The following is a 16,971-nucleotide window of genomic DNA, read 5'->3' as shown; positions in this document are numbered from 1 at the left end:
TAAATCTGGTATCGTTCCCCTAGGCTTAGATGTGTATAGTTCATGGTTGCAATCTCACTTTGGTCGGTGGATAAAAACTTTGATGCTAGCGCATCTAGGTCTTTTTTTCACCTCACATTTGGTATTGCACTTCATTTGTTAATCTAAGTGGTTAAAAAAACAGGGAACTATAAAATATCGAAACTTACCCATTAGTAGCTATCGCCTACAACACAAAAATCCTAAAGCCATGACTTAGGATTTTTATGTTTGTTCAGACGTATCATTACTAATGCAAATGGTTAACTAGACAAAGGATTCTGCCAGTATGACGTCACCATCTTCGCGTGTAATCATAACTGTCGCTGAGCGCGGGGTACTACCGCCAGCCACTGCTCCCCATGTATTACCCGGATGCTGAATATTAATAAACAAGGTTTTAAAGTCTGGCGTCATCGTGATACCTGTGACTTCACAGCCCTCCGGACCGACAAAAAATCGTTTGATGTTATCATTGCTGGCAGGCATACCGACTCGGGTTTGTTGCCCTACTGACGTGGTTTGAATGGCGCCATCGCTTACATTACCCGGTAGCGCTGCCAGTAACATACAGCTGCTGGTATCGGTATAAGCGCCGTCGTCTGTTTGAATCCATAAAACGCCGCGTGGATCGAAGTATAAGCCATCGGGAGAAGAAAAATCATTACTGTCATTTAATTGCGATAAATTTTCTGCTACTAAATCATTCGGTGCAGCAAATAAATAAATGTCCCAGTCAAAACTGGTTGCCGCATGATCACCGCCCGCTTCTGCCCAGCGAATGATATGGCCGTTGTCATTGCCACGCGCTTTGCCGCCAGTATTATAGCTGCGCGGATTGGACGCCGACACTGGCTGATCATCTCGTACACCACGATATTTATTATTGGTCAAAGTCACATACACTTCACCCGTTATCGGGCTGACCGATACCCATTCTGGTCGATCCATTTTGGTTGCACCGACTGCATCTGCTGCCGCGCGAGCAAAGACCAATACCTCATCTTGTCCATGAAAAGGCAACTCGCTGTTCAAAGCATCCAGTCCATTTTGACCATGAATCAACGCTTTCCATTCACCGCGACCATTTTCATTAAAGATAGCAACATAGAGCATGCCCTCATTCAAATACTTGTCACCCGCTTTTAATCCACCACCGATATCAGCATTTGACCATGTGGCTTTAGAGACGAATTTATAAATATATTCACCGCGAGCATCATCGCCCATATAAAACACCACCGGTTTGCCTTGTTCAACGGGAGCATAAGCACAGTTTTCATGAGCAAAACGTCCCAGTGCCGTGCGCTTTTGGGGCATGGAGTTTTGATCAAAAGGATCAATTTCGGTGATATAACCAAAGGTATTAAAACCATTTCGATAATCGTCAGTAGCGCTAGCACTAGTAGCAGTCATATCCCAGCGTGAAAACTCGTCTACGATCTTGGCATCTTTGGCATCAGGGGTGTGCCAAAGATATTCAAAGCCAGAGAAATTTTCCGTTGCGCCATAGCGCTCGCGACCATAATTTTGTCCTGCGCTCAGCTGACTGGCATCTTGCCCACGGGCAAACACCCCTAAAAAATTCTCTTCGGTGGTCAGATAGGTGCCCCATGGCGATAAGCCTGCGCCGCAATTGTTATTGATACCGCGAGTTTGAAAGCCTGTTGGGTCAAACTTGGTCTTGACCAAATCAGAGCCCGCAACAGGACCTGCTAATTGCGTGGTTGTACTGCTGGTGATACGGCGATTGTATTTTGAATTGGAGACCATCTCGTAGCCCATGCCATCGGCGCGGCGTTTCATCTCGACCACCGCTACCCCATGACAATTGACCTCACGACGTACGTCGCTTGCAAGTCGACGATTTTGGAAGATTGGCGCAGCATTTTTATCTTGGATCACATGGTAACCAAATGGGCTCAGCTCGCTGCTATTGACGTATTCATGATTCATGACCAGTAGTCCATTCTCTGATGCTTTGGCATCATAGGCAGTGCCCTTTTTGCCAAAGAACCACATGCCATCATGGTTATCACCCATACGCCATTCGAATGATTCAGCTGACTGCTCGCGATTGTCTTTCCAATCATCAATGCCAGATATCAGCGGCGTGCCTAGAGGTAGTATCATCTCAGCCTTATAGCCTACCGCCACGCTCATGGTTTCGGCAGTCGAATGCGCCACTGCGGTAAACTTCAAAGTTTCGGGACGCTTGAGATCACCTTGTGCAGGGATAGCAGCATCATTGCCATTATTTTTGGTAGGAATACTATCGTCATCGTCGCTACAGCCAACTAAAGGTAGCGCTCCAAAAAACGCCGCCGCCGTCAATCCTGTGCCACCTTTTAGGATACTACGCCGATTTAAACGGCGACTAATAATGGTTTGAAAATCAATATTGTTGCTCGGATTAGAATCTTCAACGACTTCATGGGCAAGCGGTTGTTTGTTATTCAATAATGTCATTATCAGTCACCTTGCTGTTAGGCTTGATTGGCATGAGAGAGTGGATTGCAGTCTTGTAATTGCAATCACCAAAATACGAATTATGCCTAATTCTACTGAGTGTTTATGACAGTACGTTGAAAACCAAATGCCGATTTGATAGTTATTTAATGATAAGCTTAGGATAAATGACTATCACCACTGATAAACCAAAAAAATCCCAAGCGTTCACTTGGGATTTTTTGATAGCGTTAAGCATTAATGCCTTTACAGATTAATAGGTGACAGCTGCGATAAAAACTTATTTAACCTCTGTCTGCCACTGATGAGCGCCTAGTTTTAAAGTCAATACATCACCCGCATGTAAAGCGCCAACGCCGCTTGGCGTCCCGGTCATAATGACGTCGCCCGCTTGCAAACTAAAAGCGTGACTGATATTGACCAATAACTCATAAACGGGAAATAGCATCAAGGCACTATCGCCGTCTTGCTTAAGTTCGTTATTAATATTCAGCTGGTAATGGACGTTTTTGAAGTCACCAAAGGCATTTGCATCGAGCCAGTCAGCAAGCACACAAGCGCCATCAAAGCACTTAGCGCGCTCCCAAGGATGACCTTTTTCTTTCAGCTCAGTTTGTAGCTCACGCAAGGTCAAATCAAGCCCTAATGTCACGCCACCAATAGCTTGCTTCGCCTCTTCAAGCGTGGCTTTTGATAAGTCTGTTGCCAGCTGAATACAAAGCTCAGCTTCATAGTGGGTTTCGCCAAAGATGGCAGGGTTTGGGCGCTCAACGCACTGATGGAGAGATACCACCGAAGAGGCAGGCTTCATAAATAGCATCGGCGCGCTAGGCACTTCATTGCCCAACTCCTCTGCATGCGCCGCATAGTTGCGCCCGACGCAGACGATTTTACCGATAGAAGTACGCAGACGTTCGCTATTATCAATGCTGGTATCACTATTGGTATCAGTGGTGCCAGCAGTATCTTTCACATTACCAATAATAGCGTTGGCGATGGACATATGGGGCGATGAGCTCATACAGTTTCCTTACGGCATGTTTTTGACATTTATGACCACTATAGCTTTTTTATTTTGCTGTGCCTACTTTTAAGGAATGGTATTGGTAACCACGTCTGGCGGCACATAGCTGGCGTGACGATTCATACGTTTTTCAAACAATCTAAAGCTAAATAAAATCACCCACGACAGCAGCAGATAAACGACACCGGCCGCAAAGAACAATTCCATCAAGGTATAAGTGCGCGCACTAATCGTACGAGCAACGCCGGTAATATCCATCAAAGCAATGGTGGATGCCAGCGCACTTCCCTTTAGCATAAAGATAACTTCATTACTGTAAGCAGGAATCACAATGCCAAAAGCGCGCGGTAAGGTAATACGCGTCAGCTTCTGCCATTTTGACATGCCAATGGCATCGGCGGCTTCAAGCTCGCCCACAGGAATATTTTGGATTGCACCGCGAATAATCTCTGCCAAATAGGCGCTGGTATTAAGGGTAAAGGCGATGATGGCACACCAATAAGCTTGGCTAAGTACCGGCTCCCATAAGAACGAGTTACGTACCGCTTCGAACTGCCCAAGCCCGTAATAAATCAAAAATATTTGTACCAGTAGCGGCGTGCCACGGAAAAAGTAGATATATAAAAATGGTAAAACTTGCACCAGCCAATTTTTGGACAGGCGCAATAATGCCAAAATCAAACCAAAAAACAACCCAATAATACCCGAGAATACAACGAGCTGGACGGTCAATACCGCGCCACCCATTAAATCAGGGATATGGTCAAAAATGACCTGCCAATTCCAATCCATAGTATCTCTCCTCTACCCTATGGTCGATTGACTTTGAGTGGTTTGATGGTGGGTTTGACGGCTGAGCTTTTTAGCATAACGCGCCGCCGGATTGGCACGCCACTCAAGCCACATCATAAAACCGGTAATCAACATGGTCAGACCCAAATAAATAATCGCCGCTGCCATATAAAAGGTAAACGGCTGCTGTGTCGACTGCGCCGCGCGCGAGGACTGATACATGATATCTTTTAGACCGACGACTGACACCAAGGCGGTATCTTTGAGCAATACCAAAAACAAATTGCCGAGACCTGGCAGTGCAATCTGCCAGACTTGCGGCAAAGTGATACGATAAAAAGTCTGAAAAGGTCGCATGCCAATCGCTTGCGCCGCTTCTCTTTGCCCTACCGGAATCTCTTGAATGGACATACGAAAAATTTCGGTCGCGTAAGCACCAAAGGCAATCGATAACGCCATGACCCCGCCCCAAAACGCGCTAATCTCGATATAGTCGTTATAGCCGAACTTTTTGAGGATGCTCATGAGCAAGATTGAGCCGCCGTAATAAATAAACAGCACCAATAACAGCTCAGGGATGCCGCGCATCGTGGCAGTATAGACCGTCGCAAGCTTACGCAGCAGCCAGACATTGGACATCTTGGCGGTCGCGCCAAGCAAGCCTAACGCCATACCGATGACCAAACTGGTCAGCGCCAGCTTTATAGTGACGGTAGCGCCGCTTAGTAATAGCGCGCCAAATCCTTGTAAATCAAACACAATTATCCACTCAGTCTCTTTATATTAGCAAGTTGCAAAATATGAGTTAAAAGAATCAGCATCAATAGCTGAGCGCTGCGCATAGTCGTATGGCCAACCGCATAGATGGCGGTTTTTTGCGTCATAGAGTGACGTCAGATACATACGATTTTGGCGGCGGAAATTGACACAGTAGAAATGAGCGCTGATTTTATCATATTCGCTGCCAGCTATGTTAATACTCACGCATAAAAGCGCTGCCTAAATAGATACTTATCAGGATAAATAGCCTATAAATCAGTGATATCTGATAAAAGTTGACCCTTCATAATACATAAAATTGTGGTGATTCTTTGAGTAAGGAATCATGATAATCATTTTTAAACAAAATCGATAGAATAATAACCAGATGCGAGTAGGATAAATTTTTCTTGCTTGCTGTGCGCTTTGCACTCCAGAGGCTTCGAAAAATTTATCCTACTCGCCCTGTATTGGTTGTAAAGTAACCCTATTATTAAAGCAAAAAAGACATCACCCTGATGGTAATGTCTTTTTGCTTTTATGACTTCACGTTTACCGCTAAATAGGGAAAACCGTGATTAATATAATAATGATAATAAGCGCTTATTGCGCTGCATTTTCTACCGTTGGTTCGGTTGATACTGTCTCAGTGGTTGCCGCCTTTGCTGGTACGGCAAAATATTTTTGATTGATTTTATCGTACGTACCATTGGATTTTAGATTGGCCAAAGATTTATTGATTTTGGCTTGCAAAGCTTCGTCATTAGGACGTACGGCAATTGCAAAATTATCATTGATATCTATCTCATCGCCTTTGATTGCATAATTGCTGCCTGATGCTGAGCCAAGCCATTCAAGTGCGGGCAATTTGTCCGATATCATGGCATCAACGCGACCAGAACCCAAATCCAAAAAGGCATTACTCAAGGTATCATAAAGCTTCATATCAGCTTTTGGATAGGCATTTTCTAACCACTGCGAAGAGATGGTCGAGCGCTGGGCAGCAATAGAATGGGCATCGATATCGCTGCTATCGGCAGGATCAAAGTTGCTGTCTTTTTTGGCTAAAAACACCAAGGCATTGCTAAAATACGGGTCAGTAAAAGCCACTTGCTTTGCACGCTCTGGCGTGACCGACATCGCCGCGACGATGGCATCATATTTACCGGCTTTAAGTCCCGGAATAATACCGTCCCAATCTTGCGCTATGATTTCACAGGTCATCTGCAATTCGTCACAAATAGCATTGGCGATTTCAACATCGAAGCCGCCAAGCGTGCCATCGGCATTGGTGTAATTAAAAGGGGCATAAGCGCCTTCGGTGCCGATACGTAGTACATTATCATCGTCGCTCGCCGCGCCATTATTATCAGCCGCTTCTGACGTTTTAGTCGTATCCGAGCTTGCGCTTTCGTTAGTCTCATTTTGACCATTACTGCAACCCGCCAACGCCAATAATGCCGTTAGGGCTAGCATCGGCTTTGCCTTTAAGAAAGGCTTACTGGTGGATGAAGAAGTAGCAGACGTACTAAATATGCTGGCTGGGAGAAGATGGTTGCTCATAATCATCCTTGATGTTGTTACTTGTTTTTGTTTAAAATTATTACGGAACAAACTTTTATAAATGGCATAAAGCACGCTTTAATTAAAACGTGCTTTATTAAAATCAGCGCTTATCTAATAGATTATGAGAGACAACTCTATTAATTAGTCGCCGCTTCCGTTTGCTCTTCTTTAGCAATTACTGCATTGGCATCGACATTACCATCATCAACCACGACTACTTCTTTGACACCCTCAGTCGCTACTGCTTGTTGCGCCGCCGCCGTTGAGCTGGTGCCAAAATAGCTACCAGTGATTTGATCATAAGTACCGTTGTCTTTTAGTTCAGCCAGTGCTTTATTAAACTTGGCAACCAATGGATCGCCTTTACGGAAGGCAATACCCATCGCATCATCGCTGGTGCTGATTTCTTGACCTTTGACTTCGTAGTCTTTACCGGCTTCGGTTTTTAACCAGTCGATACCAGTGACTTTATCAGACATCATGGCGCGCACGCGACCTGAGGTTAGGTCTAGATAAGCGTTGTCTTGAGTGTCATAAAGCTTGATGTCAGAGTCGGCATGTTTTTCTTGTATATATTGTGACGCAACCGTCGAGCGCTGTGAGGCAACTGGCTGACCTTTTAGGCCATCGACGGTAATATCATCGCCTTTTTTACCAATGAGGATAATGCCAGTATGAAAGTACGGGTCGCTGAATTCTACGACTTCTTTACGCTCAGGGGTGATTGACATGCCAGCGATGGCCGCATCAAATTTCTGCGCATTTAGCCCTGGAATGAGGCCGTCCCAATCTTGCGAGATAACTTCACATTCAGCTTTCATTTGCGCACATAAGGCGTCTACCAGCTCAATCTCGTAGCCAATTAATTTGCCATCGGCGTCGGTATAGCTAAAAGGCTTATAGCTTGATTCTGTGGCGATTTTTATATGTAACGGTGCGTCGCTTGTAGCAGCGGCGTCCGTATTTTCTGTAGGCGTTGAGCTGTTGTTACAAGCAGCAAGCATCAGCATCGCTGCACTAAGGGGCGCAACCCATAGCGCTTTTTTGCTGATTGATGAGGTCATTGAAGTGATCATAGAGGTTATTCCTTAATATATTTACCAGCCGTTATTCATCCGCAATGGTTCAGACATTGATTAATCGGCGCTTATTGAAACCGTCTGTTGACTAATAGCTATCAGTTAAAGACTTCTCGCAAAGCGCATCAAGCAAATTACTGACCGAAGTTTTCTTGCTCAAGACGGGCAAGCTCACCGTTGCTACGGATTTCACTCAGCGCTTTATTAAAGTCGTCTTTGATTGAGTCATCTTTACGGACAGCAATGGCAATATTATCGTCGTTATCAATCTCATCACCCACGATACCAAAACCTTCTGGATTGTCCGCTAACCATGATTTGGCAGAGACTTTTTCAGCAAGTACCGCATCGCTACGACCAGATTTTAGGTCTAAGTAGGCATTGTCATAATTATCATAAAGCTTGACGGTGTTGCCGTCTTTACCTTCATAATTATCTTGTAAATACGCGCCAGGTGTCGTTGAACGCTGGCCACCAAGGGTTAGGTTTTTAATGGATTTGGGGTCAAAGCCACCTTTGGTATCGGTAAGCCAAACCATGGTATTGGCGAAATACGGCTCGCTAAAATCAACCTTTTCTTGACGCTCTTCAGTGATTGACATACCAGCGATGACGGCGTCGTATTTTTGCGCCAATAGACCTGGAATGATACCGTCCCAATCTTGAGCAACGATTTCACATTTGGCTTGCATTTGCGCACATAAGGCATTGGCGACGTCGATATCGAATCCTGCCAAGCTGCCATCGGCATTGGTATAGTTAAAGGGAGGGTATGCGCCCTCAGTGGCGATACGAATGGTCTTGCCCGCCGTTTCTGTAGCAGAGGCATCAGCGCTGCTATCAGTGGCGTCATTAGCAGACTGACTACAAGCGCCAAGCATAAGCGCGGCGGTGACGGTCATCGATGACCACAATAGGCGAGAATTCGACATCATACATTCCTTAAATTCTGATGAGGTTTTTGATATAGGGTTCTGATATTTTGTTCTCTGACGTCCCTGCCAGATAAGCAAGCCAATGAACATAAAGACATAGGCAGACGCCAGTTGCGACTGCCTATAAACCCTTTGATAATACCTGACTCAAATATCAAAAACAAACGTTTTGCATACCAACTGTGATTATTCGGTAATAAAAAGACTAAGAAAATTTAGGCCAAGAAAATTACTGAGGGCAACTTTTGTATCACAAGCGTTTTAGGTTTTTTGACATTCAACCAAACACCTGTAAAACATTCGCTTCTAGTTTTGACGATGCGATGCCATAAAGTCTTTAACGCGCTCAGATTCTGGATGGTCGAAAACTTGCTCAGGTGTACCAATCTCTTCGATGATACCTTGATGCAAGAACACCACTTTGCTTGATACCTCACGGGCAAAGCGCATCTCGTGGGTAACAATCAGCATCGTACGTCCTTCGGCGGCAAGCTCACGCATGACCGCGAGCACTTCATTGACCAGCTCAGGGTCAAGGGCCGAGGTTGGCTCATCGAACAATAACACCTGTGGCTGCATGGCAAGGGCACGTGCTATCGCTACCCGCTGACGTTGACCGCCCGATAAATTCGCCGGATAAGCGTCTTTTTTATCGAGCAGACCCACTTTATCGAGCAGTTTTTCTGCATCGCTAATCGCTTGGTTTTTTTTGATTTTTAAGACCTGCGTTGGTCCTTCGATGATATTTTGCAAAATGGTTTTGTGTGGCCACAAGTTAAAGTTTTGAAACACAAAGCCCACGCGCGCGCGTAAGCTCTCTAATTGCTTGATATCTGCCGCTTGTAATTCGCCTGATTTGGCAGGTTTTAGCATCAGCTCATCATTGCCGATGATGATACGCCCCTGATTGGGTTTTTCGAGCAAGTTAATACAGCGCAGCAAGGTTGACTTACCGGAGCCAGACGAGCCTAAAATAGAGATAACGTCGCCATCATAAGCAGTTAGAGACACCCCTTTTAGCACCGCCAACGAGCCGTAGCTTTTATGGACGTCTTGTAAATCTAAGGCGATAGGCCGAGTCGGATTCTTTGCAGTATCAAGCATGGTTTAGCAGACTTCCAATAAATATGAGTGAAAACATGAATAAAAAAATGCGCCATTGTCGCCTATAATGCGATAAAAAGGCAAACCCTGCCCCTTCAGTTAGTAAAGGTCATTAAAAATCATTAGAGTTTGACAGGATAATTCATTGCCGATAAAAAAATACTCAAAACGGCGCTCGGCTTAGATAATTCTAACTAAGTAGCGCGGTATTCTTTTTAAAAGGAATCAACGACAAAATAAGGCCCATAACGCATAGTCAGTTATGGGCCTTATTTTATCATCTTAACGCCGCTAGCGCTGTTTTATCTGCTAAATAGTCAGTCGACGCTTGCAAGCGGCATTTAACAAGCTTAACTAGTAAGTCGAAATGTGCTCTTCGCTTTCAGTACCATCCAGGACTTCTGCATCATCAGCTGTTGCTACCGCGACATCATCATTTTCGCTAACGGCCATACCATTATTAGCATCGGCACTTGCAACCGCGACATCATCCGTGCTGTTTGCCGTTGCCACGCCAGTAGCGTTATTTTCTACTGGCGTCTGCGCGTCCGCAGTTGGTTCAACATCCATTGGCGCTTCTTCTTTTTTGCCGCAGGCGCTGACGCTTAATGCTGCTGCTACCAAGCCTACTGTGAGCCAGTTTTTATAGGCTTTATTTTTAATAGCCATTTTTTTCTCCATAATGAGTCTTTAGTTTATTAATCTTTATAAAATTCATCTCTTTATAAAATTCATCACTTTATTGCATCAGCCAATTGCTATGTCTTTCATTGATAACGTATGAGATAGCGTGTGAATTGACCGTCTTAGCGCCCACTATACTCACGATTGACCACGACTACCTTAGCAGTTGCAGCGCAGTTCTGTTAAAAATACGTAACTGACAGCATACTTTTTTATCTCCCATTGCTTATAGACGCTATAAAAAGTTAAAACCTTAAAATACAATATAAGAAAACTCCGCAGTGCTTGCTAAACGGTCGTTGTTCACAAAATCGACTTTACTATCGTCCTCATCTCCTCTATGTTAAATAGCAGAGCGCCATTAGAGCGCTAAACGATATTTTTTTAGATTATTGATGATAAAAGGACGTTAATTTATGACGCAATCGAATACCACAGATGTAACTGCTTATATGCAGACGGTCGGCAAGCAAGCGCATGCGGCATCACGAGCGTTAGCTGCGGCTAATACTGGTGATAAGAATTCGGCGCTGATGTCAATCTATGATGCGTTAAAAAGCGCCAAAGCTGATATTTTAGCGGCCAATAAAATCGATATGGATAAGGGGCAAAAAAACGACTTGGACGCTGCCTTACTCGATCGTCTAGAGCTAAACGATGCACGCTTCGATGGTATGCTACAAGGTTTAAAAGACGTGGCGGCATTGCCTGACCCTATCGGTGAAGTGACCGACATGACTTATCGTCCATCAGGTATTCATTTAGGCAAAATGCGTGTGCCACTCGGGGTAGTCGGGATGATTTATGAGTCGCGTCCCAACGTTACCTTGGAAGCGGCTTCGCTGGCGCTAAAATCTGGTAACGCTATTATCTTGCGCGGTGGTTCTGAAGCCTTTGAGTCCAATCAAGCGATTGCCAAATGCATTTTACAGGGTTTAAAAAAGGTCGGTCTTTCTGAGCATAGCGCACAAGTGTTAGAAACCACTGACCGCGCTGCTGTTGGCGAGCTGATTACCATGACGGACTATGTCGATGTGATCGTACCACGCGGCGGTAAAGGTTTGATTGAACGTATCAGCCGCGATGCCCGCGTCCCTGTGATTAAGCATTTAGATGGTAATTGTCATACCTTTATCGATAGCGATGCCGATGCAGACACGGCGATTAAAGTCAGCGTCAATGCCAAAACTCACCGCTACGGTACTTGTAATACCATGGAGACGCTGTTGGTCGATAAAAATGTCGCCGATGAGTTATTGCCAAAGATTGCTGAAGCCATCGTAACAGCCGATGACGCCATGCAACTGCGCCTCGATGAGAAGTCACAGGCGATTTTAAATGACAATGTTACCCTGCAAGGTCATTTATCGGCAGCCACCAGCGAGGACTGGGACACCGAATATCTTGCGCCTATCTTGGCAGTCAAGGTGGTAACGGGTATCGATGAAGCGATTGAACATATCAACACTCACGGCAGCCACCATACCGACGTCATCATTACCGACAATTACACCAAGTCACAGCGCTTTATCCGCGAAGTCGATTCGGCAAGCGTGATGATTAACGCCTCGAGCCGTTTTGCCGATGGCTTTGAGTACGGACTTGGGGCGGAAATCGGTATCTCAACTGATAAAATCCATGCCCGTGGACCGGTTGGGCTTGAGGGTTTAACCTCGCAAAAATGGATTGTTTACGGTCACGGCGAAACACGCGCCTAGGGCATCATTGCTGCACTATAATTTATTGCCTAATTCGAGTATAATCTTAAATAACGTCAGCTTAATTGCTGGCGTTTTTTTATTATTGATAAATATGCTATATATGGCATATAAAAATTATTTTGCTGAATAAAAACCACGCTATAGGAAGCCGTGCCCATGCGAAGTGGCAAAGTTAAACACTGGAATGCTGACAAAGGCTATGGCTTTATTGATGTAGACAATCAAGATGAAGATGTCTTCTTTCATATCAGCAGCGTGCGCTTATCGCGGCCGATAAGCGAGGGTCAACGTGTCTATTTTAACAGTCAGCGTAATGATAAAAACCAATTACGCGCAACCGAAATCACCGCTAACGAATTAAGTATTTTAGAAACGGCAGACTCAAAAACACCGCTAGCAAATTCAACCAAACAACACGCAAAAAATACGCATACAAATAACGCTAGCTATCATCGAAAAAACCAGTCAAAACATAACCAAAGCAAGCCACATAAAAAAACTGGCTTATCTACTCTACTAAGTTTTATCGCCCTGTTTGCCGTGGCGGTCTACTTCTTTGGCGATTTGACGTCTAGTTTTTTTGCAGACAGCACGCCAGCAACGTCTATAACGCAGACAGCTCCTAAAACCTCTAGCCCTGATACAGCAGCCACAGCAGCTATCACGGGTGACGCGCAAATTGACCAAACACTGGCGCTGATTCAGCAAGGTGGCCCGTTTCCTTATCCGAATAAAGATGGCACCACCTTTTATAATCGCGAAGGCAAATTGCCTGCCCAGTCGCAAGGCTATTATCGCGAATATACCGTGCCGACGCCCGGCGTTTCGCATCGCGGCGCACGGCGTATTGTCACCGGCGGTCATCCGCCAACCGTCTATTATTTGACCGTCGACCATTATGATAGCTTCCGACAATTGCAGGTGAGATGATATGAGCCAAGCGATTTATTATATTAAAAAAAATGACGTTAACCAAAACGCCATTGCCCAAAAAAACGAAGCGCTTATTCATCGCATTCCTAAGCATGCGATTAACATTCCCATTGGCGATGTCTTGGATAAAGAAACACTACTAAATAGCTTAGCGAAAGTAGCCAATTTTCCCGACTATTTTGCCCATAATTGGGACAGCGCTTGGGACTGTTTAACCGATAGTGATATTACTCACCTCACACTTTACTTAAATGGGATAGAGAAAATTAACAGCGAGGACTTTAATGCCTTTAAGCGCCTGATCGAAGACGCTTATAAAGATTTTGGCAAACCGCAATTATGGATTATTGAGGCGTCAGATGATGCCTACGCATAGCAAAACGAGCAGAACCTAAATTCGAGATAAAGCCAGTTTTATCCCGAATTTAGGTGAATTCATATTTAGAGAAAGGATGAACTTATGGAAGTAACATTAAATGGATATTACACCCTGATTTTTGCCACATTGGTGCTGTTATTAGGGCGCTTTTTGGTGAAGAAAATTAAGTTTTTGGAAGACTTTAATATCCCAGAACCCGTGGCTGGTGGCTTGATTGCTGCTGTAATTGTTTATGCCCTTAATTTGATTTGGGGTTATAGCTTTAACTTTCACCAAGGCCTACAAACAGCAACCATGCTGATGTTCTTTGCCTCTATCGGACTTAGCGCCGACTTTGGACGGCTGAAAGCAGGTGGTACGCCTTTATTAATTTTCACTATCGTCGTCTCGGTCTTTATTATTTTACAAGACGTGGTTGGGGTGGCGATGGCCAGCGTATTGGGACTTGATCCGCTGCTCGGCTTGGTGACTGGCTCTATCGCTCTAACAGGCGGCCATGGTACCGCAGGCGCGTGGGGCGTTGTATTAGAAGAACAGTACAATGTGGTGGGTGCTACTACCCTTGGCATTGCCGTTGCTACCTATGGTTTGGTTGCAGGTGGTCTGGTTGGTGGTCCTGTTGCACGCCGATTGATCAATAAAATGGGACTAAAACCGACCCCTGTTAATCCCAATCAAAGCGACGTTGAAAAGCTTGCTGGCAAGCAATCGTTATATAGTACCAAACATAGCGAAGATGGCGATCATCGCCATGAAGAGATGTTTGAAAAACCTGATAATATCCGCCTAATTACCGCCTCTTCTACGATTGAGTCATTGGCTTTGTTTGCAGGGGCGTTGGCGTTTGCAGATATCATGACGCTGGTTGCAGCAGATACCGCGTTTGAGCTGCCTACCTTCGTTTGGGCATTAGCGGGCGGCGTTATCATTCGTAATGCCTTAACCATGGTGTTTAATTTTGATATGTTCGACCGTGCTATCGATGTGATTGGTAATGCGTCATTAAGTCTATTCTTAGCCATGGCGCTGCTATCGCTAAAACTATGGGAGTTGACAGATTTGGCAGGCCCTGTATTGATTATCTTAGTCGTGCAGACTTTAGTCATGATTGGTTATGCTTATTTTGTTACCTTTAGAATCATGGGTAAAGACTATGATGCCGCTGTTTTGGCAGCTGGACACTCAGGTTTTGGTATGGGCGCCACGCCGACGGCGATTGCCAATATGCAGGCAGTGACCGATCGCTACTTGCCATCACCGAAAGCGTTTTTGATTGTACCAATGGTTGGTGCCTTCTTTGTCGATATCGTTAACGCAACTATCTTGCAGATATTTACCAAGTTACCGTTTTAAGCTATTGATGCAATGTCGTTAGACTCAAACTAATAAAGCTGGGCTTCGTAATCGTAGTCCAGCTTTTTCATTAGCTTTTGTATAAAGGCTTAGTTAAACTCAACTCAATTATGACGTAATCTGCGAGAGTATCATGAGTAAAGGTAAGCTGATTAACTTAGCAAAGAAGGAAAGAACGATTAGATTAGAGACTTATTGGTTCAGAAAAATTTACTAAAAAATTTTAGGATAGTTATGGAACTTCAAGCGCCAACTTCAAACGTGAAAGACTTACATGAAATCTTGAAAGAAAGTGGACGTTATCTAGGCAACCTTATTGGAAAGGACTATCAAAAATTTGCTACTAAGTACAACTTCGCTTTGAAGGATTATCTGTACGCAAAATTGGTTAATCTTTCTAAGGTCAAGATGGCGTTCTTTTCATCCCAAGTTGTTGAGCTCGATGAGATTTATGTTGCACAAAATATCAGATGGAAGGACGAAATATTTACGCAAGAAGATTTTTTTGACGTGTTACTTAATTCAAAAAAAATGGTTGTAAGTGCGACAGCAGGTTCTGGTAAGTCTTGTTTTTTAAAGAGTATGTTTATTAACGTCATTAGAAATGAGCAAAAGCTACTTCCTTTATTTTTAGAATTAAGAAAAGTCAACGAAACTAGCAAAAGTATATTTGAGACGCTCAGAAGTGATATAGCCACCTATAACAAAAAATTTAACGAGGAAAACCTAGATTATTTATTGGATAGAGATGGCACTATAGTTTTCTTGGATGGTTTTGACGAGGTTAACTATGACTTGAAAGATGATTATTTAAAAGAAATCAATGCTTTAGCCGATAGACACCCTAACCTAATAATTCTTACTTCTTCACGTCCTGAGTATAACGGATTTACAGATTGGTCTCTATATAATGTCGCTTATATAGAGCCTTTAAACCTATCTCAAGCTACAGAAGTTATAAGAAATCTGAAATATGATGAAAGTATTAAAGAGAGATTTACACAAGCTCTCAACTCTGGCTTATTTATAAAGCATGAAGGATTTTCTAGTAATCCATTATTGCTAACTATTATGTTAGTTACCTATGAACAGTTCGGTGATATCCCTGATAAAGTACATATATTTTACGATTTAGCTTATCAAGCTCTATTTAATAAACATGATGTAACGAAGGAAAACTTTCACAGGAAAAGTTTAACCAATTTAGATATGTATGAGTTGAGAAATGTTTTTTCGCTATTTTGCCTTGCTACATATCATAAACAGAATTTTGAAATATCTGGAGAGGATTTAAATTCTCTATTAACTAAGAGTCTAAATTATTTTAGTCACGATGTTAAGTATGAAAATTTAAAGGCAGAGCTCCTTAATAATGTACCTCTATTGATGCGAGATGGTTTAGGCTACTGCTTCACCCATAGGTCTTTTCAAGAATATTTTACAGCGTATCATCTCACTAATAGAAATGTAAAAGAACAAGTTATGAATAAGGTAGGAGAGCGATATCGTTCTGACAACGTTATTAGTATGATGTTTAACATGAACAGAGAAGTACTAGAAAATATTTGGATATTACCAAGAATAAATAAAATTCTTGATGCAGTTCCTTCGAAATTTGAAACTGTTGATGAAAGAATCAGGTTACTTGCTGTGTTTTTTGAAAGCATACAAACTATTGATATGAATACGCTAGGTAGTAGTGAAGACAATAGTTTAAATCTTGGATATAATTTCACCCAAAACACTAGTTTTATATACTTCTTAGTAGAAAAATATGAGATTCAAGACTTCCACCAAGAATTAAACGACCAATATCATTCAAATGATTATAGCTATGAAGAAATTGATTTCTTTGAATTAGTGCTAACTAACAGAAGTGGTCATTACATAGATATAGATAATTTAAATACAACTGAAAAAGAATTAGTTTGTCGTATGAGCGGTGACCGATATGGAAAAATATGCTTTGAGTTAATTAATCACATTAAGGATTTAGTTTTAGCTAGAAGAAATACTTCCGAAAATACTATTGATTCTATGATCTTTGATTAGCTTTATAAAATTCTGTTAATGATGAAAGAAACTGGTCTAGCTATTTTTACGTTAAACACCTTTATCACTAAGTGTATACTCAACACGAACCACAAAAAAACCG

14 protein-coding genes are annotated in these 16,971 nt (G+C 43.2%); 5 read left to right on the top strand and 9 right to left on the bottom strand.

Going from position 1 to position 16,971, the window contains the following annotated elements; genetic code table 11:
- Window positions 1–285 precede the first annotated feature (285 nt).
- From FOR85_RS07765 to FOR85_RS07725, 9 genes are all read right to left on the bottom strand, one after another.
- Entirely contained in the window at window positions 286–2,487 is a 2,202-nt protein-coding gene (locus FOR85_RS07765) for a PhoX family phosphatase (protein WP_144297442.1), read from the bottom strand.
- 280 nt (window positions 2,488–2,767) lie between these two features.
- A complete protein-coding gene (locus FOR85_RS07760) occupies window positions 2,768–3,397 on the bottom strand; it encodes a fumarylacetoacetate hydrolase family protein (protein ID WP_373681949.1) in 630 nt (209 codons plus the stop codon).
- Window positions 3,398–3,577: 180 nt separating this feature from the next.
- Window positions 3,578–4,303, bottom strand: a complete 726-nt coding sequence (locus tag FOR85_RS07755; protein ID WP_144297440.1) for an ABC transporter permease — start codon at window positions 4,301–4,303, stop codon at window positions 3,578–3,580.
- Window positions 4,304–4,315: 12 nt separating this feature from the next.
- Window positions 4,316–5,062: an ABC transporter permease gene (locus tag FOR85_RS07750; protein ID WP_068405995.1), complete on the bottom strand. Its 747-nt coding sequence runs from the start codon at window positions 5,060–5,062 to the stop codon at window positions 4,316–4,318.
- 603 nt (window positions 5,063–5,665) lie between these two features.
- Window positions 5,666–6,625: an ABC transporter substrate-binding protein gene (locus FOR85_RS07745; protein ID WP_144297439.1), complete on the bottom strand. Its 960-nt coding sequence runs from the start codon at window positions 6,623–6,625 to the stop codon at window positions 5,666–5,668.
- Window positions 6,626–6,765: 140 nt separating this feature from the next.
- Entirely contained in the window at window positions 6,766–7,704 is a 939-nt protein-coding gene (locus tag FOR85_RS07740) for a transporter substrate-binding domain-containing protein (protein WP_144297438.1), read from the bottom strand.
- A 137-nt stretch (window positions 7,705–7,841) separates the two neighbouring features.
- A complete protein-coding gene (locus tag FOR85_RS07735) occupies window positions 7,842–8,642 on the bottom strand; it encodes a transporter substrate-binding domain-containing protein (protein WP_190295524.1) in 801 nt (266 codons plus the stop codon).
- Between the two features lie 306 nt (window positions 8,643–8,948).
- The gene (locus tag FOR85_RS07730) at window positions 8,949–9,746 is read right to left on the bottom strand and encodes an ABC transporter ATP-binding protein (protein ID WP_144297437.1); all 798 of its coding nucleotides are present in this window, start codon (window positions 9,744–9,746) and stop codon (window positions 8,949–8,951) included.
- A gap of 354 nt (window positions 9,747–10,100) precedes the next feature.
- Complete coding sequence (locus FOR85_RS07725; protein WP_144297436.1) at window positions 10,101–10,415, bottom strand: hypothetical protein; 315 nt, start codon at window positions 10,413–10,415, stop codon at window positions 10,101–10,103.
- Between the two features lie 431 nt (window positions 10,416–10,846).
- Between FOR85_RS07725 and FOR85_RS07720 the strand changes: the two genes are divergently transcribed.
- The 5 genes from FOR85_RS07720 to FOR85_RS07700 all read left to right on the top strand — a co-directional run bounded on the left by FOR85_RS07720 (window position 10,847) and on the right by FOR85_RS07700 (window position 16,868).
- Window positions 10,847–12,148, top strand: coding sequence for a glutamate-5-semialdehyde dehydrogenase (locus tag FOR85_RS07720; RefSeq protein ID WP_144297435.1), 1,302 nt, complete (start codon window positions 10,847–10,849; stop codon window positions 12,146–12,148).
- 159 nt (window positions 12,149–12,307) lie between these two features.
- The gene (locus FOR85_RS07715) at window positions 12,308–13,081 is read left to right on the top strand and encodes a ribonuclease domain-containing protein (RefSeq protein ID WP_144297434.1); all 774 of its coding nucleotides are present in this window, start codon (window positions 12,308–12,310) and stop codon (window positions 13,079–13,081) included.
- Window position 13,082: 1 nt separating this feature from the next.
- Window positions 13,083–13,460 carry a barstar family protein gene (locus FOR85_RS07710; RefSeq protein WP_144297433.1) on the top strand — a complete coding sequence of 126 codons (378 nt, stop codon included), beginning with the start codon at window positions 13,083–13,085 and terminating at the stop codon, window positions 13,458–13,460.
- A gap of 84 nt (window positions 13,461–13,544) precedes the next feature.
- A complete protein-coding gene (gene gltS / locus FOR85_RS07705; RefSeq protein WP_068406019.1) occupies window positions 13,545–14,816 on the top strand; it encodes a sodium/glutamate symporter in 1,272 nt (423 codons plus the stop codon).
- Window positions 14,817–15,050: 234 nt separating this feature from the next.
- A complete protein-coding gene (locus FOR85_RS07700) occupies window positions 15,051–16,868 on the top strand; it encodes an NACHT domain-containing NTPase (RefSeq protein WP_144297432.1) in 1,818 nt (605 codons plus the stop codon).
- Window positions 16,869–16,971: the final 103 nt, after the last annotated feature.

Origin of the sequence: Psychrobacter sp. YGAH215 (assembly GCF_007280595.1) — a bacterium.
Taxonomy (GTDB): domain Bacteria; phylum Pseudomonadota; class Gammaproteobacteria; order Pseudomonadales; family Moraxellaceae; genus Psychrobacter; species Psychrobacter faecalis.
This window is presented reverse-complemented; position numbering and strand designations above follow the sequence as displayed.

Bases quoted from the DNA above. Each gene is read 5' to 3' on its own strand.
- FOR85_RS07765 (WP_144297442.1), bottom strand. From the start codon at position 2,487: ATGACATTATTGAATAACAAACAACCGCTTGCCCATGAAGTCGTTGAA.
- FOR85_RS07755 (WP_144297440.1), bottom strand. From the start codon at position 4,303: ATGGATTGGAATTGGCAGGTCATTTTTGACCATATCCCTGATTTAATG.
- FOR85_RS07745 (WP_144297439.1), bottom strand. From the start codon at position 6,625: ATGAGCAACCATCTTCTCCCAGCCAGCATATTTAGTACGTCTGCTACT.
- FOR85_RS07740 (WP_144297438.1), bottom strand. From the start codon at position 7,704: ATGATCACTTCAATGACCTCATCAATCAGCAAAAAAGCGCTATGGGTT.
- FOR85_RS07735 (WP_190295524.1), bottom strand. From the start codon at position 8,642: ATGATGTCGAATTCTCGCCTATTGTGGTCATCGATGACCGTCACCGCC.
- FOR85_RS07730 (WP_144297437.1), bottom strand. From the start codon at position 9,746: ATGCTTGATACTGCAAAGAATCCGACTCGGCCTATCGCCTTAGATTTA.
- FOR85_RS07725 (WP_144297436.1), bottom strand. From the start codon at position 10,415: ATGGCTATTAAAAATAAAGCCTATAAAAACTGGCTCACAGTAGGCTTG.
- FOR85_RS07720 (WP_144297435.1), top strand. From the start codon at position 10,847: ATGACGCAATCGAATACCACAGATGTAACTGCTTATATGCAGACGGTC.
- FOR85_RS07715 (WP_144297434.1), top strand. From the start codon at position 12,308: ATGCGAAGTGGCAAAGTTAAACACTGGAATGCTGACAAAGGCTATGGC.
- FOR85_RS07710 (WP_144297433.1), top strand. From the start codon at position 13,083: ATGAGCCAAGCGATTTATTATATTAAAAAAAATGACGTTAACCAAAAC.
- gltS (WP_068406019.1), top strand. From the start codon at position 13,545: ATGGAAGTAACATTAAATGGATATTACACCCTGATTTTTGCCACATTG.
- FOR85_RS07700 (WP_144297432.1), top strand. From the start codon at position 15,051: ATGGAACTTCAAGCGCCAACTTCAAACGTGAAAGACTTACATGAAATC.